Origin of the sequence: Pseudomonas synxantha (assembly GCF_900105675.1) — a bacterium.
GTDB lineage: Bacteria > Pseudomonadota > Gammaproteobacteria > Pseudomonadales > Pseudomonadaceae > Aquipseudomonas > Aquipseudomonas synxantha.
The window spans coordinates 1,798,179-1,819,767 of sequence record NZ_LT629786.1 but is presented as its reverse complement, the minus strand read 5'-3'; the positions used below and the strand labels follow the sequence as shown (position 1 = coordinate 1,819,767).

Annotated in this window: 16 protein-coding genes; 5 read left to right on the top strand and 11 right to left on the bottom strand. The window is 60.8% G+C overall.

Annotation, left to right across the window (positions count from 1 at the left end; translation table 11 throughout):
• Positions 1–3 precede the first annotated feature (3 nt).
• From BLU48_RS08775 to BLU48_RS08745, 7 genes are all read right to left on the bottom strand, one after another.
• Positions 4–1,347, bottom strand: coding sequence for a 3-oxoacyl-ACP reductase (locus BLU48_RS08775; protein ID WP_057025138.1), 1,344 nt, complete (start codon positions 1,345–1,347; stop codon positions 4–6).
• A gap of 95 nt (positions 1,348–1,442) precedes the next feature.
• Positions 1,443–3,968 (bottom strand): acyl-CoA dehydrogenase, encoded by a 2,526-nt coding sequence (locus BLU48_RS08770; protein ID WP_057025137.1) that lies wholly within the window; start codon positions 3,966–3,968, stop codon positions 1,443–1,445.
• A 254-nt stretch (positions 3,969–4,222) separates the two neighbouring features.
• Positions 4,223–5,680 carry an outer membrane protein transport protein gene (locus BLU48_RS08765; RefSeq protein WP_057025136.1) on the bottom strand — a complete coding sequence of 486 codons (1,458 nt, stop codon included), beginning with the start codon at positions 5,678–5,680 and terminating at the stop codon, positions 4,223–4,225.
• 134 nt (positions 5,681–5,814) lie between these two features.
• On the bottom strand, positions 5,815–6,309 hold the full coding sequence (gene praB, locus BLU48_RS08760) for an alkane oxidation protein activator PraB (RefSeq protein ID WP_057025135.1): 495 nt from the start codon (positions 6,307–6,309) through the stop codon (positions 5,815–5,817).
• A gap of 134 nt (positions 6,310–6,443) precedes the next feature.
• Positions 6,444–6,938, bottom strand: coding sequence for an alkane oxidation protein activator PraA (gene praA / locus BLU48_RS08755; RefSeq protein WP_057025134.1), 495 nt, complete (start codon positions 6,936–6,938; stop codon positions 6,444–6,446).
• 124 nt (positions 6,939–7,062) lie between these two features.
• Positions 7,063–8,343: an alkane 1-monooxygenase gene (locus BLU48_RS08750; protein WP_057025133.1), complete on the bottom strand. Its 1,281-nt coding sequence runs from the start codon at positions 8,341–8,343 to the stop codon at positions 7,063–7,065.
• A gap of 308 nt (positions 8,344–8,651) precedes the next feature.
• Entirely contained in the window at positions 8,652–9,650 is a 999-nt protein-coding gene (locus BLU48_RS08745) for an alpha/beta fold hydrolase (RefSeq protein WP_057025132.1), read from the bottom strand.
• Between the two features lie 285 nt (positions 9,651–9,935).
• Here BLU48_RS08745 and BLU48_RS08740 point away from each other — a divergent pair, with 285 nt between their 5' ends.
• From BLU48_RS08740 to BLU48_RS08730, 3 genes are read left to right on the top strand one after another with little or no spacing between them, the layout of a single operon-like run.
• Positions 9,936–11,474 carry a flavin-containing monooxygenase gene (locus BLU48_RS08740; protein ID WP_057025131.1) on the top strand — a complete coding sequence of 513 codons (1,539 nt, stop codon included), beginning with the start codon at positions 9,936–9,938 and terminating at the stop codon, positions 11,472–11,474.
• Positions 11,471–12,361 (top strand): SDR family NAD(P)-dependent oxidoreductase, encoded by an 891-nt coding sequence (locus BLU48_RS08735; protein WP_057025130.1) that lies wholly within the window; start codon positions 11,471–11,473, stop codon positions 12,359–12,361. The genes BLU48_RS08740 and BLU48_RS08735 overlap by 4 nt, the downstream gene beginning before the upstream one ends.
• Before the next feature lie 15 nt (positions 12,362–12,376).
• Positions 12,377–13,219, top strand: coding sequence for a metal-dependent hydrolase (locus tag BLU48_RS08730; protein ID WP_057025129.1), 843 nt, complete (start codon positions 12,377–12,379; stop codon positions 13,217–13,219).
• Between the two features lie 441 nt (positions 13,220–13,660).
• Here the strand turns inward: BLU48_RS08730 and BLU48_RS08720 are convergent, their stop codons facing one another.
• Positions 13,661–15,730, bottom strand: a complete 2,070-nt coding sequence (locus BLU48_RS08720; protein WP_057025128.1) for an EAL domain-containing protein — start codon at positions 15,728–15,730, stop codon at positions 13,661–13,663.
• 315 nt (positions 15,731–16,045) lie between these two features.
• On the opposite strand from BLU48_RS08720, the gene BLU48_RS08715 reads away from it, so the two are divergent.
• Both BLU48_RS08715 and BLU48_RS08710 read left to right on the top strand, forming a co-directional pair.
• On the top strand, positions 16,046–16,324 hold the full coding sequence (locus BLU48_RS08715) for a hypothetical protein (protein WP_057025127.1): 279 nt from the start codon (positions 16,046–16,048) through the stop codon (positions 16,322–16,324).
• 11 nt (positions 16,325–16,335) lie between these two features.
• Positions 16,336–16,665, top strand: coding sequence for a DUF6388 family protein (locus BLU48_RS08710; RefSeq protein WP_057025126.1), 330 nt, complete (start codon positions 16,336–16,338; stop codon positions 16,663–16,665).
• Positions 16,666–16,673: 8 nt separating this feature from the next.
• Here BLU48_RS08710 and BLU48_RS08705 read toward each other — a convergent pair whose 3' ends face one another.
• Genes BLU48_RS08705 through tssM form a run of 3 tightly spaced genes read right to left on the bottom strand, consistent with a single transcriptional unit; the run spans position 16,674 to position 21,588 of the window.
• A complete protein-coding gene (locus tag BLU48_RS08705) occupies positions 16,674–17,513 on the bottom strand; it encodes a serine/threonine-protein kinase (protein ID WP_057025125.1) in 840 nt (279 codons plus the stop codon).
• A complete protein-coding gene (locus tag BLU48_RS08700; protein WP_057025124.1) occupies positions 17,510–18,241 on the bottom strand; it encodes a PP2C family protein-serine/threonine phosphatase in 732 nt (243 codons plus the stop codon). Before BLU48_RS08700 ends, BLU48_RS08705 begins: the two co-directional genes overlap by 4 nt.
• Positions 18,238–21,588, bottom strand: coding sequence for a type VI secretion system membrane subunit TssM (gene tssM, locus BLU48_RS08695; RefSeq protein WP_057025123.1), 3,351 nt, complete (start codon positions 21,586–21,588; stop codon positions 18,238–18,240). The genes BLU48_RS08700 and tssM overlap by 4 nt, the downstream gene beginning before the upstream one ends.
• Between the last annotated feature and the right edge of the window lies 1 nt (position 21,589).

The following is a 21,589-nucleotide window of genomic DNA, read 5'->3' as shown; positions in this document are numbered from 1 at the left end:
GACTCAGGCTCCCAACAGGCTTTGGCCACACACCCGCACAACCTGGCCATTGACCCCGCCGGACGCGGGATGGGCCAGCCAGGCGATGGTCTCGGCCACGTCAATCGGCTGCCCGCCCTGGGACAACGAGTTCATGCGTCGCCCCGCTTCGCGGATCATCAGCGGGATTTTTGCGGTCATCTGGGTTTCGATAAACCCGGGGGCCACCGCATTCACCGTGACCTGGCGAGCCGCTGCACGCGGCGCCAGGCCCTGCACCAGGCCGATCACCCCGGCCTTGGAGGTGGCGTAGTTGCTTTGCCCGAGGTTGCCGGCGATACCGGAAATCGACGACACGCACACGATGCGCCCACCCGGGTTCAGGCCCTGGCTGTCGAGCAAGGCCTCACTGAGCTGCAACGGTGCCTCGAGATTGACTGCCAATACACTGCGCCAAGCGGCTTCGGTCATCTTGGCGATGGTCTTGTCACGGGTGATACCGGCATTGTGTACCACCACATCGAAGGCACCGTACTGGCTGACGTGGGCTTGCAACAGCGCAGCGGTGTCGGCGGCAGTGATGTCCAGGGGCAAGGCCGAACCTGCGACACTGGCGGCGGCCTGCTGCAACGCATCCTGGGCCTGGGGCACATCCACGCACACCACATGGGCGCCGTCCCGCGCCAGCACTTGGGCGATGGCCAGGCCAATGCCCCGGGAGGCGCCGGTGACCAAGGCACGTCGACCGGCGAAGGGTTTGTCCCAATTGACGGCAGTGTTGCCATCGACCGGTGTTTGCAGGCGCACCACCTGCCCCGATACATAGGCCGAACGGCGCGACAGGAAGAAGCGCAGGCTGCTGTCCAATGCCTCCTCGGCACCTGGCGCCACATAGAGCAACTGCACGGTGATCGCCCGGCGCAGTTCCTTGGCCAGCGAGCGCACCAAGCCCTCGAGGGCCCGCTGGGCGACGGCCTGGGGCAAGTCCTTGCAGTGTTCCGGCGCGGTGCCGAGCACCACCACCCGGCCATGTTGGCCGAGGCGCTTGGCGTTGGCATGGAAGAACACGTAGAGCTCGTCCAGCTGCTGCAGATCGGCGATGCCACTGGCATCGAACACCGCGCCTTGCACCTTGACGGTGGACGGCGCCTTGAGGGTCGCCGGGGTGGCGGCAACGGTGTCGGTGGCGCTGAAGATGCGCTGCACCGATGCCACCAGGCGCCCTGCCCCGGCAATGATCACCGGGTTGGCCAGCCCGGCCTGGCCACTGCGATGGCGTTGCAGCGGCAAAGGCTGCGGCAGGCCGACAGCCTGGGCCAGGCGACGGCCCCAAGGTGAATTGACGAATGAAAGGTAGTTGTCACTCATAGAGGGTTCCACTCACAACACAAATCCTGCCTTGTAAACCCGGTCAAACATGTGGGAGGGGGCAAGCCCCCTCCCACATTTGCACCGCGTTTTTCTTAGTTGACCGGGGCGTTTTCGCTTTGGTTGCTGCGACGCTTGGCGGTCGGCTCCAACGCCTGCTTACGCTGCTGCAAGGCCTCCAACAAGCCAAAGTCCTGGGGGAAGTCGTCCACCTGGATGCCGTGGTCGGCGTACTCCACATAGCGCGCCAGCAAGGTGTCTTCGTCATCGCTGATCAAGTCCAGTGCCCGCGCCTTGACGCGCCAGACGGTGAAAGCCATGGCCGAGATCGGCAGCGGCTCGAGCAGGCCTTGCTTGATGGCGGGCTTGAGCCGAGCCTCGATCAATTCCACTTGGGGCAACAGACGGAAACCCAGTTCGCCATAGGCCAGCTTGTCGATTTCCGGGCGCGGGATGTAGGAATTGGCCAGCAAACGATCGCGGGTTTCCCCTGGGGTCTGCACCACATCCGCCACCTGGGCCAACAGCCGATCCGAGGGTTTGCGCAGTGGAATGCCCAACGGGAAACTCAAGCCCCGCATCACCGCCGCAGCGGGTTTTGAAGGGTAGTTATCGAGCACTTCGGCCAAGGCTTCATGGGCGCGCAGCAATGCATCCTGGGCCGCCCAATGCACCAGCGGCAAGTCGGCCTGGGGCTGGCCATCGTCCTCGAAACGCTTGAGCACGCAGGACAGGATGTACAGCTGCGAGAGGATATCTCCCAGGCGCCCGGTGATACTTTCCTTACGCTTGAGGGCACCGCCCAACACGCCCATGGAAATGTCCGAGATCAACGCCAGCACCACCGACAGCCGATTGGCCTGACGGTAGTAGGACGCCAGCGCCGGGTCGGTCTTGGCCGGTGCCGAAATCAGCCGCCCGCCGGTCAGGGCATGCACCGCTGCGCGCACCGTGTTGGCCAGTACAAAACTCACATGGCCGAACATCGCGCTGTCGAAGTCTTCCAGCGCCTTGCGCCGATCCGGGTTGCGCGCCGCTTCCATCTCGCGGAACACATAAGGATGGCAACGAATCAGACCCTGGCCAAAGATGATCAGGCAGCGGGTCATGATGTTTGCACCTTCCACTGTAATGGCGATGGGGCTTTGCTGGTAGGCACGGGCAAGGAAGTTATTGGGCCCCATGCAGATGCCTTTGCCGGCGACGATATCCATACCGTCGTTGACGATGATCCGCGCACGCTCAGTGACGTGGTACTTGGCGATGGCCGAGATTACCGACGGTTTCTCGCCGGCGTCCAGGGACGCCACCGACACCTTGCGCACCGCATCGCAGGCATACAAATGCCCGGCCATGCGCGCCAACGGTGCCTGCACCCCTTCGAACTTGCCGATGGGCAAGCCGAACTGCTTGCGCATCGCCGCATAGGCGGTGGTACCACGCACCGCGACTTTACCCAGGCCGACGTTAGCCGATGGCAGGGAAATCGCCCGTCCCGCCGCCAGGCATTCCATCAACATGCGCCAGCCGTTGCCAATTTGCTCGCGACCGCCGATCACCCATTCCAACGGAATGAAAACATCCTTGCCGGTGGTAGGACCGTTCTGGAACACCGCGTTCAACGGCCAGTGGCGGCGACCGCTGTTCACACCTGGGTGGGACGTGGGGATCAGCGCGCAGGTAATGCCCAGTGAACCGGGCGCGCCGAGCAGGCCGTCCGGGTCTTCGGCGCGGAACGCCAGGCCCAGCACCGTGGCAATCGGGCCGAGGGTGATGTAGCGCTTGTCCCAGGTCACTTTGAAACCCAGCACTTGCTCGCCTTCGTGCGAGCCTTTGCAGACGATGCCCAGGTCTGGGATCGCGCCCGCATCGGAGCCGGCATACGGGCTGGTGAGGGCAAAACACGGGATGTCTTCGCCCCGGGCCAGGCGCGGCAGGTAGTAATTGCGCTGGGCGTCGGTGCCGTAATGCAGCAACAGCTCGGCCGGGCCCAGGGAGTTGGGCACCATTACCGAAATCGCCGCCGCCGAGCAGCGGGTCGACAGCTTCATCACCACCTGGGAGTGGGCGTAGTGGGAGAAACCTTTACCGCCGTACTGCTTGGGGATGATCATGCCAAGGAACCCGGCATCCTTGGTGTACTGCCAGCATTCAGGGGACATGTCTTGCCAGACCTGGGTGGTTTCCCAGTCATTGGCAATGTCGCACAGGTTTTCCACCTCGTTGTCGAGGAAGGCTTGCTCCTCGGCACTCAGGCTGGCCGGGGCGGCTTGCAGCAGGCGTTGCCAGTTGGGCTTGCCGCTGAACAGCTCGGCATCCCACCACACAGTGCCCGACTCGATGGCCGCACGCTCTGTATCAGACATCGCCGGCATGATTGTACGAAACAGGCCCAGTGCCCTGCTGGTCAGCAGGGCGCGGCGCAGGGGCTTGATCGACAACAGCAAGGCCGGCAACACCACCAGCACGGCTGCAACAGCAGTGCCCAGGCCGGCCACTGCATTGAACAGGTAGCCAACCGCCAGCCAGATTAGCCCAGCTCCGAGCCACAGGGTGGCGGCGGCTTGTCGATACGCCAGGGCAATCGCTGCGGCGAAACCCACCAATAACCAGATAAGCATGGGGATACCTCTACTTTATTCGGGTGTGGCCAAAACACAGGCAGGTCGAAATGAGCTGCGGCGTAAAGCCACACTACAAACTTGAAAGACTAAATTCAAATTTTGTTTTGAAATTTTTATTTAATCTCTAGGCGAAAAAAACGGCTGACTAAATCAGCCTGTTCGTTCACCTGTCAGATCAATCACAGCACTGTTGCGGGACGAATCTGGGGAAGGCAGCAAGATGCGCTTGCCACCCTCCTCCCTATGCCTCGTTAGAACGCATAGGTCGCCGACACACTCACCACGTCCCCTGAAGACTCGGCCTTGCCATCCAGGCTCGCGCCGCCCAGGCGATCGACGTTCTTGGTCTTGAGATTGACCTTCTGCACAAACTGGTGGGAATAGGCCACATCCAGGCTCAAGCCCTTGACCGCTTTCACGTCGTAGCCAGCCCCCAGGGAAAGGAACGTGCGGTCACCGTCCGGGATCCGTGGATCGCGGGTGGAGTTGCGCGTCGGTGTCTGGTCAATCGCGACACCTGCACGCAGGGTCAGCTCATCGGTCGCCCGGTAATCACCGCCGAGGGAGTACATCCAGGTGTTCTTGTAGTTGTAGGGAATGGAGACAATGCGCATGTCTCCGGAATCGAGCGTCAGGTCCTTGAACGATGACCATTCGGTCCAGGTCACGCTTGCGCCCATGGTGAAACGATCATTGAACTGATGCACCCAATCCAGGCCGGCGGTGGCGGGAATGTCCAGCTGAACACTGGCATGGGCGCCGTCCGGGGCCAGATTCAGGCCAGGATAGGCCGTGTTGACCAGCGTACCATTGCCGCCGAATGGGCTTGGTTGCGTCATGAGGTTGTAGGAAAACTGATCGGCATACAGGTTGTATTTACCGGTCATCTTGTTTTTGATCTTGGCGTGGTAATTCAGGCCCAAGGTGTCTCGTTCAGTGGGCTTCCACACCACGCCGGCAAACCAGCCGGTGGAAATATTGTCGACCTTGACGCGCATCAAGGCGTGCCCCACATCGGATGGGAAATTGATACCGCCCAGTTCGGAATCGGACACCGCCGCCGCGGACAGCAAGTCAACGTTCTGGCTGACGAAGCCTTTGCTGTGTTGCACGATCAAGCCGCCACCGACGGAGAACTGGTCGTTGACTTTGAAAGACAACGAGCCCGTCAAGCCGACAGTTTCGATTTTCGTATCCACGGCAAAGTCGCGCACTTTAGAGTCTTCATCCCAGGTGGAGCGCATGCCCTGGGGAACCACCTGGCTCAAGCCGAAGGCGAACCGGTCGCCCAATGGCATTACCATGAAGCCGGTCGGTAGCCAGGCGGTGAAGCCACCCTGGCCACCATCGTTGTTATTGACAGTGGTCGCGGCACCATCGGGAAAACCATTCTCGTCCAATGGCGTACTGGAAATCGGGTTGCCTGCATAATCGGAGGCGTTGCCCTTGTACTTGATCTTGATCCGCGCATAGTCGACGGTGAATTGCGCGACATTGTGTTCGACAAACGCCATGGCCGCCGGGTTGTTATACGCCGAACTCGGGTCGTTCTTGAACAACGAACCACCGGCAAAGGCCCGGCCCCAACCGGGCGCACCGTAGGTAGGGGTAGAAAAACCGCCAGCCTGCACAGGCGCTATGACGCCGGTCATGCCCCCCATCAACGCCAGCCCCAGCAAAACCTGCACATGTGGTTTCTTATTATTCATGCGGCACTCCTTTTTGTTATCCCTGTGAACCGGCCCCGCCAGTTCGTCTTGCTGCCTGGCACTGCATGAACTGGCGCCTGGTACACAGGCGCCAGTCTTTCAGCAGGTGATCAACGCGGTGCTCCGACCTGCCATCAAGGCACGATGGTGAAGGTAGGGCTTGGGGTCACACTCAGGCTCACGACGGTGCAGTTGCCGCTGAGGGTCTGGTTGGTCGCCGTCAGTACACCGCCGCTGTAGCCCACCGCAATGGTCGAAGGGCCGCAGTTGGAGGCTGGGTACAGAACCGAAGCAGCGATGTTGTAGCCGACGTTGGTGACCGACCCTGTGGCCGGGCCGGTTGCACTCAATGCCCATGGCAAGCCGCTGATTTTTGGCAAGGCGCACAGACCGCCGCCGGTCACCGATACGCCGGTGATTTGCGCCACGCCGCTAGCATCGACGTTCCCGGTAAAGGTCGCGCCGCAGTTAACGGTGGCCTGGAAGGAGGATGGAGACTTGACTGAAATGGTGCCTGGTGCAGTGAAGCTCGAGTTAACCGGACTGATGCTATAGGCATTGGCCATGGAAGCAGCACCCATGCAAACAGCCAAGGCAGAGAGCGACACGAGAGTTTTCAAGCTTTTCATTGTTTTTCCTCACATGTTATGGCGATTCATTTCGCCAGGGGTAATGGCCATGATCGAGAGGTCACGGTGAAACTGCAGAACTTCCCTTTCCAGCCAAATTTCAATGCATCTACCGCTACAACAGTCGAAACGCTTTATTCGACAACTTTGAAGTTGGCCGGCATCTTGATCGACACCGTCTTGATCTTGCAGTCTTCGCCAATAGGAACATCGGCAGCTTCCAACTTGCCGGTGGCGTTATCCCAAGTACCATCGGCCGTCGAAGGCCCGCACTTACCGCCCAGGCCAAAGGCATGCACGTCCACGCTGATCTTCGACATCGAGCCACTTTTGGTATCTTTGGCGACCAGCACCCAGGGCAGGTTGATTGCTTCAACGCGGCTGCACTTGAGGCCACCGTCGAATTCAACTTTGTCGACATTCACCGATGAACCATCGGCCGCGACCTTGCCGGCCACCTTGATGGTGCAGTCGGCGCTGATCAGCTTGCCCTTGGAAAAACTGATAGGCCCCTGGGCAGTGAAGGCACTGCCGGCGGGTTCGATCCGGGCTGCCTGGGCCTGGTGATAGACAATCAGGCCTATCGCAGCCAACAGGATATGTGTGGTGAACTTGGCAGTGCTTTGCATGGTGTACGTCCTTCCCTTTAAATTATTGTTGTAGGGTCAAACCACGTTGTTTCGCTAAATACCTGGGCAATAAGAACCTGCGCGATACACAGATCCCGAGTACGCCGATACTGTTTAATTCATATCAAAACGGCTTGGCATTGCCGCTGTATTTTTCCAGGTACTTCAAGCGTTGTGACGGTTGAAGATTGGTCAAGGTGATATCCCCGGCATAATGATTGAGTACACGATGATCCATGCGCCGCCGCCACAAGTACGGCACATAGGCCCAGACAATCATGCTCGCGTAACCATAGGGAAGTTGCGGTGATTCATCGAAGTGGCGCAACGACTGATAACTGCGCGTCGGGTTGGCATGGTGATCGGAGTGCCGTTGAAGTTGAAACAGAAAGATATTGGTTACAATCCGATTACTGTTCCACGAGTGGCGCGGCGAGCAGCGCTCATAACGACCGTTGGGCAACTTCTGGCGCTTGAGGCCGTAGTGCTCGACGTAGTTCACCACTTCCAGCAACGAGAACCCGTAGATGCCCTGGATGATCAGGAACGGAATCACCGCCGCGCCCAGCCAGGCAATCATCGCGCCCCACAACACCACGCTGTACATCCAGGCGCTGAGTACGGCGTTTTTCCAGTGCAGGGCCGGCAGGCCGAGTTTGCGCAGGCGTTCGCGTTCCAGGTTCCAGGCCGACATGGCGCTGAACCATACCGAGCGCGGCAGGAATGCCCAGAAACTCTCGCCCAGCCGCGAGCTGGCGGGGTCTTCCGGGGTGGCCACACGGACGTGATGGCCGCGGTTGTGTTCGGTGTAGAAGTGCCCGTAGAACGTCGGCGCCAGGGTAACCTTGGCCAGGAACACTTCCAGGGGCTTGGGCTTGTGCCCCAGTTCATGGGCGGTGTTGATTGCGATGCCGGTGGCGGCGCCGGTGGACATCGCCATACCCAGGTAGGTGAACACACTGATTTCGCCGTGCAACTCGATGCGCGCGGTGATAAATGCAGCGGTCCTTGCAAGCCAGCTTGACGGTTCCAGCGCAGCAGTAGCGTGCAGCAGGCCGCCGTTGATGATCCAGTCGATGCCGCCAGCGGCCAGCCAGCCGGTGATGACCACTGAGGCGATCACAAACAGCACGCCGGTGTAGACGATCCAGCGGTAGTAACTTTGGGATTCGAGGTTGCTGACGGCCGATTCAGGCGGGTTGCTGACGTCTTCGCCGAGCAGGCCGTCGATCAAGGGGATCAAGCCGAAGATCACCAGCACGCCGACCCACCAGAGTTGCTGCACACCGGTGCCGATCGCCAGGGCGCCGGAAAGTAACGGAGTTGCGAGGGGCATGATGCCCAGCCACCACAGGTGGCGCTTGCCGTCGGTCCAGACTTGCGAGGTTGCCAGGGTCTGATTCATGGCAACCTCCACACACATGCACTGCACGCTTGGGCAGCTGAGAGGTTCTCGAAGCGCTGACAGCTCCGAGGCATTGACCATGCGATAAAAGGCGTTTTTTTCATTATTTTATTCGCTCTTAGGCATTTCAAAAATAATTTCAAATTACACATTGAAATAATTTTTTTAAATAAATAGCGCGGAATCGTTAGGTCGTCAACTAGTTTCTCCAGCCCTTTTTTCCGTGACCGTACAGTCTCTTTTCAGCCGCCTGGTCAGGTGTCTAGGGCAGGCATCAACGCCGTTGAACCGCGAGTCGGGTCGCACATTTATTTGCTCGTCAGGGCCACAGGTGGATGTAACTGCGTGACGCTTTCGCCGGGTCGAACGCGCTTGGCAACCTGCTCTACCAGCGCCGCCACTCGCTGCGTCGCGGTGATCGGCAACATGTGTCCACGGCCTTCCACGACCTGCATTTTCAACCCTGGCACCTTGCTCGCCAGGGCCTGGCCGTGTTTCTGGAAGTCGAGCACCTTGTCTTGCGCGCCATAGATCAGCCCGATGGGCAGGGTCAGTTGCGGGTAGCGCTTGACCATGTCCGGCAGGTGATCGTTGACGCGGTTGATCTCGGTAGAGGCCGCGTAGAAATTGTCGGGGCGCATGCCCAGCAACCCGCCGCCACGGGTGGCGAAGTCCGAAGGCGCAGCATCGGGGGCGAACACACCCTTGACCACCGCGTCCTTGGTCAGCAGGCCAACGGGCATGGTCAGGGTGTGGGCCATCCAGCGGCGCAACCAGGCCGGACGGATCGCCAGAGACAGAAATACCAGCGGCAGCATGCGTTGGGGATGGGTCAAGGGCGCCACCAGCACCAGTCCGGACACTGCGTGGGGATGGTCCAGGGCCAGCGCCAAGGCAATCGCGCCGCCCAACGAGTGCCCCAGGACCAGCGGCTTACCCAAGTCGAGCGTGTTGATAAAGGCGGCAATTTGTCGGGCCTGGGCCGGCAGGTCTGGCGCCGTGCCACGGCGCCGGGTGGAATAGCCCGAACCCGGCCGGTCGAGGGTGATCACGCGAAAATGTTCACGCAGTTGGCCGGACAATGCATACGTCAGGTTGCGACTGCTGCCCATCAGCCCGTGGATCATCACCAGCGGCGGGCCCTTGCCCTCTTCGACATAATGAAAGCGCTCGCCCTGTACCTCGACGAAGCGCCCGTTGATCGGAACAGCCGCTTCAATGCGCCGCGTCATCCAGGCACTCAAGCCCCATAACGCCGCGCTGGCGCCCACCAGCACACCCGCAGCCACTACCCATTCGACAGCCATAGCTCGGTCCTCTGCTTCCCTGCGGCTGGCGACCCGACCGGAATTGATCAGGGCCTCAGCCATCGTCCACACCCTGGACCTAGACTTAATGCATGGCGTGTTAGCCCGTCGGACAAATGGCACATGCGGAACCTAGCGTAGGCGATTTTTTCAGGTAGATTATTTAAAATCTTTTTTAAAATAAATAATTCAATTTTCCTTTGCAATGGTGTTCTATCTAAAAGACAAAACAAAAACAGGAGCAGATTCGATGCCCAAGCGCGTTCTACGGATGAGGCAGCCTTTATGAATGCCTACAGTGATTCAATCGACATCGCCATCATCGGCTCGGGGTTCGCGGGCCTGTGCATGGCGATCAAACTCAAGGAAGCCGGGCTCACCGACTTCTTTATCGCTGAGCAGGCCGAGACCCTCGGCGGTACTTGGCGCGATAACCATTACCCAGGGTGCGCCTGTGACGTGCAGTCCCATGTGTATTCGTTTTCCTTTGCGCCCAACCCGGATTGGACGCGGCAGTTCGCGGCGCAGCCTGAGATCCGCGCCTACCTGGAACAATGCGCCACGCGCTTCGAGCTGGCGCCCTACCTGCGTTTCAGCATGGGCCTGCAACGCGCGGTGTTCGATGAGCAGCAGCAACGCTGGCATCTGACCTTCAGCAATGGCCGCCAGGTCAGTGCACGGGTGCTGGTATCGGGCATGGGCGGCTTGTCGCGCCCGGCGATGCCGGACATCCCAGGCCTGGACAGCTTCAAGGGCAAGCGCTTCCACTCCCAGCACTGGGACCACGACTACGCCTTGAAAGGCAAGCGCGTGGCGGTGATCGGCACCGGCGCCAGCGCCATTCAGTTCGTGCCGCAGATCGCGCCGCAAGTGGCGCACCTGGACCTGTTCCAGCGCACACCACCGTGGATCATGCCCAAGCCCGACCGGCCGATTTCACCCCTCGAGCGCTGGCTGTTCAAGCACCTGCCGTTCACCCAAAAGCTGGTGCGCGGCGCCCTCTACTGGGCGCTCGAAGGCCGTGTGGTGGGTTTCGCCTTGCACCCACGGCTGATGAAGATGGTGCAGAAAATCGCCCTGCGTCACCTGCGCAGACAAGTGGCACGCCCTTCCTTGCGCAAGAAGCTGACGCCGGACTACACCATTGGCTGCAAGCGCGTGCTGATCTCCAACGACTACTACCCGGCCCTCTCGCGCAGCAATGTCGAGGTGGTCACCGATAGCGTGCTGCGCATCGAAGCCGACGGCGTGATCACCGCCGACGGCATCAAGCATCCCGCTGACTGCCTGATCTTCGGCACGGGTTTCCAGGCCAGCGACCCCTTGCCCCGCGGCTGCATCATCGGCCGCGACGGCATCGACCTGATGGATGCCTGGGGCGATGGCGCCCATGCCTACAAAGGCACCACCGTGCCGGGCTATCCCAACCTCTTCCTGATCGTGGGGCCCAACACCGGCCTGGGGCATAACTCGATGATCCTGATGATCGAAGCCCAGGTCACCTACATCTTCGATGCATTGCGACAAATGCAGCGCCAGCGCATCGCCACGCTAGAGGTCAAGCCCGCCGTGGAGCAGGCTTACAACCGCCAGTTGCAGGACAAGCTCAAGCGCACCATCTGGAACACCGGCGGCTGCCAGAGCTGGTACCTGGACCCACGCACCGGCAAGAACACCACGCTGTGGCCCGGCTCGACCTGGCGCTTCAAGCAGGTCACCCGGCATTTTGCCCTCAAGGACTACCTCGCCAGCCCGCTGCCGACGCCCGCCACACCGCGCCCGCTACCCGCGCCCCACTCCGCCACAGAAGGCAGTCTGTCATGAAGTCATTTAACGGCCGCGTCGCGGCGATCACCGGTGCGGCCTCCGGCATGGGCCGCGCACTGGCCTTGGCCCTGGCACGGGAAGGTTGCCACTTGGCCTTGGCAGACAAGAACAGCCAGGGACTGGAGCAGACCCTGACACTGGTCCGTGCTTCGACCTTGGCACCCGTGACCGTCACCACCCAGGTGCTGGACGTCTCCGACCGCCAAGCCATGCAGGATTGGGCGGCCCGTTGTGCCGCCGAACATGGCCAAGTCAACCTGGTCTTCAATAATGCCGGGGTGGCGTTGTCTAGCACCGTGGAAGGCGTGGATTACGCCGACCTGGAATGGATCGTCGGCATCAACTTCTGGGGCGTAGTGCATGGCACCAAGGCATTCCTGCCCTACCTCAAGGCCAGCGGCGACGGGCATGTGGTCAACACCTCCAGCGTGTTCGGCCTGTTTGCCCAGCCCGGCATGAGCGGCTACAACGCCACCAAGTTTGCCGTGCGCGGCTTTACCGAAGCCCTGCGCCAGGAACTCGACCTGCAACGCTGCGGCGTCTCGGCCACCTGTGTACACCCCGGCGGCATTCGCACCGATATCTGCCGCAGCAGCCGCATCGACGCGAATATGACCGGGTTCCTCATCCACAGCGAGCAACAAGCCCGCGCCGATTTTGAAAAGCTGTTCATCACCGATGCCGACCAGGCCGCCAAGGTGATCCTGCAAGGCGTGCGCAAAAACAAGCGCCGCGTGCTGATCGGCCGCGACGCCTATTTTCTCGACCTGCTCGCCCGTTGCCTGCCATCGGCCTATCAAGCGCTGGTGGTGCTGGCCAGCAAGCGCATGGCGCCCAAGCCACGCAGGCCGGTATTTGAAACCAACGACGAGTCCCGTCTCTGAACAGGAGGACGCACCATGTTGCCGATCCGTCGCGATATTCGTTTTTCCTTGCCTGCCGAGCGCATCAAGGACTGGCATGAACAAGGACCAGTCATCAGTCATTTCTTCAATGCCCTGTCGCTGTTGTTTCCCCAGGGCGAGCTGTTTTTCATGGACAGCGTGCGCCACTACCGTGGGCAGATCGACGATCCAGAACTGAAAAAAGAAATCCAGGGGTTTATCGGCCAAGAGGCCATGCACAGTCGCGAACATGTGGTCTACAACGACCTGCTGCAAGCGGCCGGGCTGCCGGCGCACACCCTCGACCGGCGCCTGAAATTCTTCCTCGACCTGCAGAAAAAGCACCTGCCGCCAGCGTTCAACCTGGCAGTGACCATTGCCCTTGAGCATTACACCGCTATGCTCGCGGAAATCCTGCTGAGCGACCCGTCGCGCTTTGGCGACTCGCTCAAGGGTTACCAGCAAATGTGGTACTGGCATGCCCTGGAAGAAACCGAACATAAAGCCGTGGCGTTCGATGTCTGGAACCGCGTAATCACGCCCGGCCCTGCACGCTATCTGCTGCGCACCGGAACCATGCTGACCACCACCCTGATGTTCTGGCTGGTGGTACTGGATTTCCACGTACGCCTGTTGATTGCCGACCGCACCTCGGGCGGCAAGCTCAAGGGGCTGTGGCGCATGGTCAAGTATTTGTATGGGCCCAAGGGCGTGTTCCCGCGCATGCTGCGGCCGTGGCTGCATTATTTCAAACCGGGGTTTCATCCTTGGGATCATGACAACCGGGCACGCCTGGCGGGGATAGACGGGTTGATAGAAGAGATTGAGCGGACGCGCCGCGGGTATGAGTCGGCGTAGGAGCCGAACGTAACCACGATGGTAACCACGATGCGCAGCGAGCCGCTCTTGATCTTGATCTTGATCTGCTTTTGATCTCAGGCGCCCCGTTAAACCACGCTGGCCGGAATTCGACAGGGATTTGGGGGGTAAACCGGCAAGGATGCCGGTTTAGCCGCCCCGCGCCATGGATGGCGCGTGGCGGCGGCCCCCCAAATCCCTGTCGGATTACGGGCACACCGAGCCTGGGCGAGGTGCCAAGTGGTGGGGCGAAGCGTTTTTGGTTACTTTTGGCGCTCTCGGTACGTGTCAATGGATATGTACTTGGTCTGATCCAACATTCTGGTCGGCTGGCAGGCCGCCATCGGGGGCAAGCCCCCTCCCACATTGGATCAGGGGGCGTCAATTAGATAGCGGTCAGCTGTCAGGGCCCAGAGGAGGCAGGTCCCCCTCACATATGGATCAAGCCAACGCCGCCCGCTCACGCACAAACCCCGGCAACTGATCCCCCGGCAGTGCCTTACTGAAATACCACCCCTGAATAAACACCTCGGGCCCCGTACTCAGAAAGCCCAACTGCTCGGCAGTTTCCACCCCCTCCACCACCACCCCCAGCTTCAAGGCCTCGCAAAAACGCAACATGCCGGTCAGCACCTGGGCGCCCTTGGGGTCGCGCTGGGCAATCACAAAACTGCGGTCAATCTTGATAAAGTCCACGGGAAACTGGTGCAGGTAACTCAATGCAGAAAATCCAGTGCCAAAATCATCGAGGTACACCTTGGCCCCCATGGCCTGCAATTTCTCGATGGTCTGGCGCGTAGCCGGGATATCGCTGACCAGTGCGTCCTCAGTGATCTCCACCGAGACCCAGCCATGGGCCTGGGCAAGAATGTCCACCAGACGATCGCCATAGGCTGCGTCCTTCAGGGTGGCGCTGGAAATATTAATGGTCATCGGCAAGTGAAAACCGCCCTTCTGCCACTTCTGATACTGGCGCACAGCCTGGGACGCCACCCACACGTCCACATCCGGCATCAGCCTGGCCTGCGCCAGCCATTGCAGGAACTCCCAAGGAGAATGCACCGTGCCTTGGCTGTCCCGGGCACGCATCAACGCCTCGCACCCGGTGCACAGGCCAGTAAGGGTGGATACCTGGGGTTGGAATTCAAGGTAGAACTCGTAATCGCTGATTTGCTGAATGCGGCTCAACTCAACGGCCTGCCGCGCCGAAGTCCTGTGGGAGGCCAGCACCGGGTCGAACTCCAGCAGGCGGCCTTTTTCTTCGAGACCGCGAAAGGTCATGTCCAGGGACTTCAGGTAAACCGTGCCACCCTCGGCGGTTTGGCGATGGATTGCCCGCACGTAGGGCGCATACACCAGCGTGCCCACACCTAGCAGCGCCAGTTGCAGCAGCACCGCCGCCAGATCACCATGGGTGCTGAGGTAGGCATTGAGCAGTACCGGCGCGGTAAATGGCACGCTGGCCACCGCCGGTGAGACCCAGCCCAACTGCACTGCCGTCAGCGCTACCACCGTGTTGAACGCCGGCACCAGCACAAAGGGGATGAACAAACGCGGGTTGAGAATGATCGGCAACCCGAACAACAGCACCTCGCTGACGTTGAATAACGACAGCGGCAAACTGGCAATAGCCAGCAACCGCATGGACTGGCTCCTGGAAAACAGCAGGATCGCCAGCAGCAGACACAATGTGGCGCCGGAACCGCCGATAAACGCAAAACTACCCAGCAGGCCGCTGTTGAGCAGGTACAGGACTGGCTCCCCCGCGGCCTGCGCCGCGCCGTTGAGCACCACGGCCTTGTCCAGCACGTCGAACAGCGGCTGCATGGCATACACGCCGTGAATGCCGAAGAACCACAGCAGCGAATTCATCAGCGTTACAAAGAGTCCGCTGCCGTAGGGCGCTTGCAATGCATCGAGCACCTGGGGCCCCTGCAATTGCGCCACACAAGGGATCAGCAGCAGCAACGACAGCAGCACCACCAACGACACCGCCGTGATCGCACCGGGGAGTACCATATTGATGGTGCCCTTGAGGTTATGCCCGACCAGGTCTTCGTTGACCAGTCGCGTCCAACGAAAGCGGTGCAGCCAGGCGATGGCGGGCACATTGACCAAGGGTGAGGCGATAGCTATAAACAGCAAGAAAGTGGCCGAAGCCCTGGGGTATTCGCGCAGCACAAAGGTGGCAACCACCACATGGGCGAGGCACAGGAATGCGACCGGCAACTGTGGAAGGCGGTGCTGGATCGCCAACATGTAACCGATGGAGGCCGCGACCAGCAGGGGAATCACCGAACTGATCTGGTTGTGCAGCCCTGCCAGGAACGCTACCACCTGCGGGCTGAACCCCAGCACCCGGGCGCATTCGGAAAGGATCAGGAAACCAGCGGATACCAGCAGGCAAGGCAGGATCCATAGCAGTCCTTCACGAATCGCACGCAACGATTCGGCGCTGGCCAAGACTGCCAGGCGCTGGGTAAGGAAAAGTCTGAACAGCGTTTGTGCCATGAGCCATCCTCTGCCCGTCACCTTACTGCCGCTGGAAACCAGGGCCGGAGACCCTCGCTAACGCTACACGTCCTGATGGTGGGAGTGAAAGCCTTTTGCCCACGGTTCTCAGGCTTTTTCGGCACTATCTGCTGGGTTACTACACGAATTCTCCAATGAATTATCGAACTTTCTGACTTGAGTCATCCCCTAAGGCTGTCTGAGTCGGTATCATCCGCGCCTTTCTGCGTGTCAAAGGATGTTACAACCTGCGTAACAGCGGGCGCGCTCAGGGAATCTAGCCTGGAACGACAACAGGCACAAAGGAGCCTTACTATGCAAGACAAGCGACCAAGCACCATGCGTCCCTTATTTGTCACCATCCTGCTGTGGTTGTGCAGCGTGGTACTGCTGTTCGTGATCAAAAACGTCATCGAATTGTTTACCGGACCCGTTGCCGAGACCTGGGTAGACTTGGCATTGGTGCTGGTCGCCTACCTGACGTTCTTTCTGCTCGCGCCGTTGCAGAACTGGATGCAGCGCAGGGCGCGCAAACGTGTTCGGCGCCAGGTCAGCAGCCATACGTCCGATGCCGAGACCCGGCCCTCCAATTAAGGTGCATAGCGTTGTCAACACCCAGTGATACCTACCAGCTTGCACTGGACAGATTCCTGCGCGAACACCCGCACATCGCCAGTGAGCTGGACAACCTCAATCCGCTGGCGGCTCAGGCCAGGGGCGAGACCCTGGCGCAATATCGCGCCGAACGCCTGCACGCAGCGTTCGAAGCACAAGCTGAACAACAGCATCTGTTCGCCTGGGAGCTGACGCTCAAGCTGACGGCCGAGTCCAGCGAAGCCTTCGAGGCGCAACGCCGCGAGGTGCATAAAGAAGTCGCACAGATGGCCGGCATGGACTGGGTCGAATACTGCCAGTTGCATGACTTGATGGTTTGACCCTCGCCCTACAGATACCAACGCGACTGTTTGCAACCCATCACCGTGCCTAATTCGGCGACCGTGATGGTTCGCTGTTGCGGGTCTGTTGCCAGCGCCACACGCAACGCAGACCAGCAGCGCCTGGGCAGTTGCCTCGGGCAGGTCAATCTATCCATTGGCGCGTGCTTGCCAAGACGCTTGCCATGGGCCAATTCGTAGATGATGCAGGCCACGCCATACACGTCGGCGGCAGCGCTCAACGCACCGCCCTCGCGCAACTCCGGCGCTGCATAAACGGGCGTCCAGGCATTGAACCGGCTGCGACTCAGGCTCGACAGGCTCGCCACCTGCGCTTGTGCGTACCCCAGGCCAAAATCGAACAAGCACACCCCCTCCTGTCCCACCATGACATTGGCCGGCTTAACGTCGCCGTGCAGCACATTCTGTTGATGGGTGTAGGCCAGGGCATCCAGCAACTGCAGGGCCATGGGTTGCAGCTCCCGCCAGGGCAAGCCGTCGGGACACTCCAGGAGCAGCCGGTCCAGGGTCACGCCTTGCAGCCACTCCATGGTGAAAAACGCGATCTGGCTCTGGGTATCGACCTCAAACGAAAACATCCGCACCACACGCGGGTGCCGCAGGCTGCGCGCCAATGCGAATTCACTGAACAACAACACATGTGCATCCGGGCACTGGGCAAAAGGCTCGGCCAATAGCTTGAGTGCCATAGGCGAACCCGCCTCGCCTAATTGTTCGTGCAACAAGTCACGCGCACGATACACCACACCCATCCCACCTTTGCCCAGTACGGACTCAAGGTGATAGCGCCCGCCCAGCAACCGAGGGGGCTCGCCCGTCGAGCTCAAGGCTGCACCACTACGGCGGTCAGGTCATCCCGTGCCGCCCCACGCAACGCCCCGGCAAACAGCCGCTCCACCGCCTGCTGCGGCGCGCCCAGGCGCAACGCTCGTCCCAGGTCTGCATGGCTGAGCGCCTGGTAGAGGCCATCACTACACAGCAAAAACACATCGCCTGGACGGGTACTGAGTTCCAGTACCTCCAGATGCAGTGGCGAGTGTGCACCAATGGCCCGGGTCAGGGCCCGGGCGCCAGGATAAGCCCGGGCTTGGGTCGCACTGACTTGCCCCTCGTTCATGAGGCCTTGCAGCAGCGAATGATCTCTCGACAACTGGTAAAGGCGCTGCCCACGCCATAGATAGCAGCGACTATCCCCCGCCCATAGACAGGCCGCACGCCCGTTCTCAAGCAACAAGGCCACCACCGTACTGCCCATGGTGGTATCAGCGCTTGTGTCAGGCCCGGCGCGGCAACTTCTCAAGCGCTGATTGACGCTTTGCAAGCTCTTGCGGACCGCGTCGATGCGTTGATCGAGGTTGCCCCGGGCCGACACTGAAGCAAGGCTGCTGACCACCCAGCGGCTGGCGACATCTCCATGTCGATGCCCGCCCATCCCGTCGGCCACTGCCCAGCAGCCATGTTGCGGGCAGTCCAGGAACGCGTCTTCGTTGCGCAACCGAGCCTGCCCGCGCTGGGTGCGCCCGGCACTGCGCCACCGACCAGGCCCCTGGCTCATAGTTGCTGCGCCAGTCGGAAGGCGCGCCAGGTGCCGATGTCAAACGGGCCAGGTGTACGCTGGCTTGTCAGCAGGTAATTGGCACGCAGGCCGGCGAGGTTCGCCTTGAAAATCTGGGTGTTTCGCCCGTTTGCGGGCTCTTTTTGCAGCAGATCCAAAAAGCGGAACAACGACCACGCGCCTGCGTTCTTCTCGATTCCCAGTGGCCGCTGGTCCACCCCTCTCTCCAGGACAAGGCTGCTGCGCCCATTATCTGCATCGGTTGGCCAATGGAACGCCATGGGCACGATCGGGCCGTGGCGATACTCCAACTGCTGGTCGCCAAACCGCAGGATCGCCCGGCTGACTGACTGATCCAGGCTATAGGGCGCCAAGGTAAACCGAACCGACAGGTCACCCTGGTCCGGGGTGAAGAAGCCACGGCGAATAATCTGGGCCTTCAGCAGTTGATCCAGCAGCGAGCGCGACACTGGCAAGCTCTGACCATCCAGGCCACGCAGCCGATAGCGGGCACCGTCGACACTGACGAATGGCCGCAGATACCCGTCGTAAAAGCGTGCCATGACCCCATTCGGTTTGAAAAACTCATGAAAGTCATTAAGGGCAACTTCGCTGGCCGCATGGGCATGGAATGGGTATCGCTGGCGAATCGCCTTGGCGTACAGGCTATAAACCTCGCTCTGGTAACGCTGGTTGACGTGCACATAAGCCTGCTCCAACAAATGCCGCCAACTGACATCTGCCACCCCTTCAAACCACCCCGCAAGTGGCAACGGTAAGCGCACGGCAGCATCACGCAGGTTCCCTATCACATCCTGCTGCCCCTCCATACGACCCTTTACCCTCAGGAACGCTGCCTGCTCCGGTGCGCTATCACGGTTCAATGCCGTCAGTTGCAGGTGTAGCTCATCCAGCAGCCGCAACGCCTGGGACAGCGCCGCACCGGGCTCCTGCCGCTCGTCCAGCAACTGGTGCAAGGGTTCAAAACGCCGTTGCAACGCTCGCCGTCCGGCGTCGGGAATGCCCGCCTGCACCAGCGCCCCCTTGGCTATCACCCCAAGCTCAGCCGAGCGCTGGGCCACCTGATCCAAAAGTTCGTGACCCGGTAGCAGGCGGGTGTTTTCACGCAGTTGCTGCAATAGCTGGATCAGGGGTGACTGGGCCGATGTCAGGGCCGTGAGTTGTTCGGCATCTTCGCGCAGGTTGTCAGTTTGCCGCAGCCTGACCCGGCCGAGCGCCGCACTCCAGGCATCGGCATATTCACCGAAGTAACGCTGCTGCAATTGGATCATCAGCCGGCGCAAATCCTCGGAGCCCAAGTCGGTGGCCTCCCCCAGCACCCAGTTGTCCTGGGCGATGGCATTCACCAGCCTCGGGCCTTGAGTATCAAGGAACTGCACATAGCGCTTGGTATAGAAACCGGGAATCGGTGGGTCGAGCGCAGCAAATACCTTGCCTTCGGCCAGGCGCAAGGGCTCCAGGTCGCGTGCCTGCTCGCGCAGCACCCGATACACCACATCGGCCAATGACTCCCCCCTCAGGGCTTCCCGGGCCTGGGCCACAAGGTCGTCATCAAGGGGGGTTACGAATGGCCGTTCAAGCAACCGCGCCAAGTGTTGGCCCAGGCGTTTGCGGGTCGACATGTCTGCGGCAAATCGTACTGCCCAATTGTTCGTCAGGTGTTGTGCCAACCAACTGTTATCGCGACGCTCACGTGCATTGAGCATCAGATATGCGCGCAGGTGATCCAATAACTGCTCGCGGTCTCCAAGGCTGGCATGCACCTGCTCTTCCAGCTGGGCCGTTATCCATGCCAGCATGTGCTGTCGCAGCGCCTGATCATAAGCCTGGGTGACCCATGGGCGGCTCGGTTCCCCTTGGTACAAGCCGGCGCGTTCAATCAGGCGCACCTCTGCCGACGCAGGAAAAACCTGGGTCGCCGCCAGGCGTGCATCCAATAGCTGCAATAGCGACGACGCATCATCATGGCCCTGCGGGACCGGCAAGACGGCGGTTGTCAGCGCCGCCATTTGCGTCAGCCGTTGATGGTTGACGGCATAACTGTGCATCCATAGCGCTGCGGCACAACCGAGTACCAGCGCCACAGCCATTGCCAGCAGCCCCTGGCGTCGCCGGATACGCTGCTGCTCCGGAGCCTGCAAACCTGCAAGGTCGGCCTCGGCAAAGATCACCCGGCTGAACAGCCCCTGGACAAAACGAGCCTGCTGGTCACCGGCACAGGTCAGGTAGAAGCCGCGCAGACCGCTGACGCGCTGGTAGCGATGAGCCGAAAAAGCCGACTCAATGAACAGGCAAATACGCTCACCTATCCGCGCAGCCTGTTGCGGGAATTCAAGCATCAAGCCGCGGCGCTCGACATTGCGCTCCTGGTGCAGGCGACTGATCAGTTCAGCGTTCAAACGCCGCAAAAATTGCTCGACGGCTTGGCGAACCTGCGTGACGTCAGTCGCGCAGCTGCCATCGAGGGGTTGGCCCAGCACATCATCGGGCGCCTCCCTGAGCGGCACGTCGAAAAACTCGGTGAAGCCCGGCAGTCGGTCAGCCTGAGTCAGCACCAGGTAGATCGGTACGTCCACATGCAATGACTGCTGAATGTCCTGCATGCGCGACTGTACATGCCGCGCATGCTGATCCAAGTCGTACTCGGTGGTGGCCAGCAACGCATCCACCGAGAGCGTCACAACCACGCCACTGAGCGGGCGCACGCTGCGCCGCCACCGGAGCCTGTCGAGCAACGTCGCCCACCCTGCTGCATCCACGGCACTGTCGGGTTGGCTCAGGTAGCGTCCAGGGGCATCGATCAACACGCCGGCATCGGCGAAGTACCAGTCACAGTGGTTGCCCTGTGCCCGCGTGTCGAGGTGATCGAGAGGCCACTGCAAGCCGCCTGCTGCCAGCAGTTGCGTCTTGCCACTGCCCTGGTCGCCGATCATCAGGTACCAGGGCAGATCATGGCGCCAGCGTGCGTTGTGCATCCCATAACGGCGAGAAGTCTTGAGCACCTGGAGCGCTTCCTTGAACCGACTGCGCAGGTGTTTCTGCTCGTCCTCCACCCATTTCAAGGCTTGAGGGGCCGCCAGGCGTTCAGGTCGTTCGCGCCCACCGGCCCGTCGTCCGCCGACCACCACCATCGCCAACCCCCACAGCAGGAATAACGCGCTGATGCTGGCCAGGCGGGCAGTCGGTCCTTGCCAGAAGCGATGGTCAGCCACCGCCAGCAGCGGCCCGAAACGCCACACCGATACAGCGCTGCAAAGCACCAACAGAAGGCTCCAGACCCAAACCCGACCCAGCACGGCGCCAACGCCCTTGAAAAATGCGCTCATT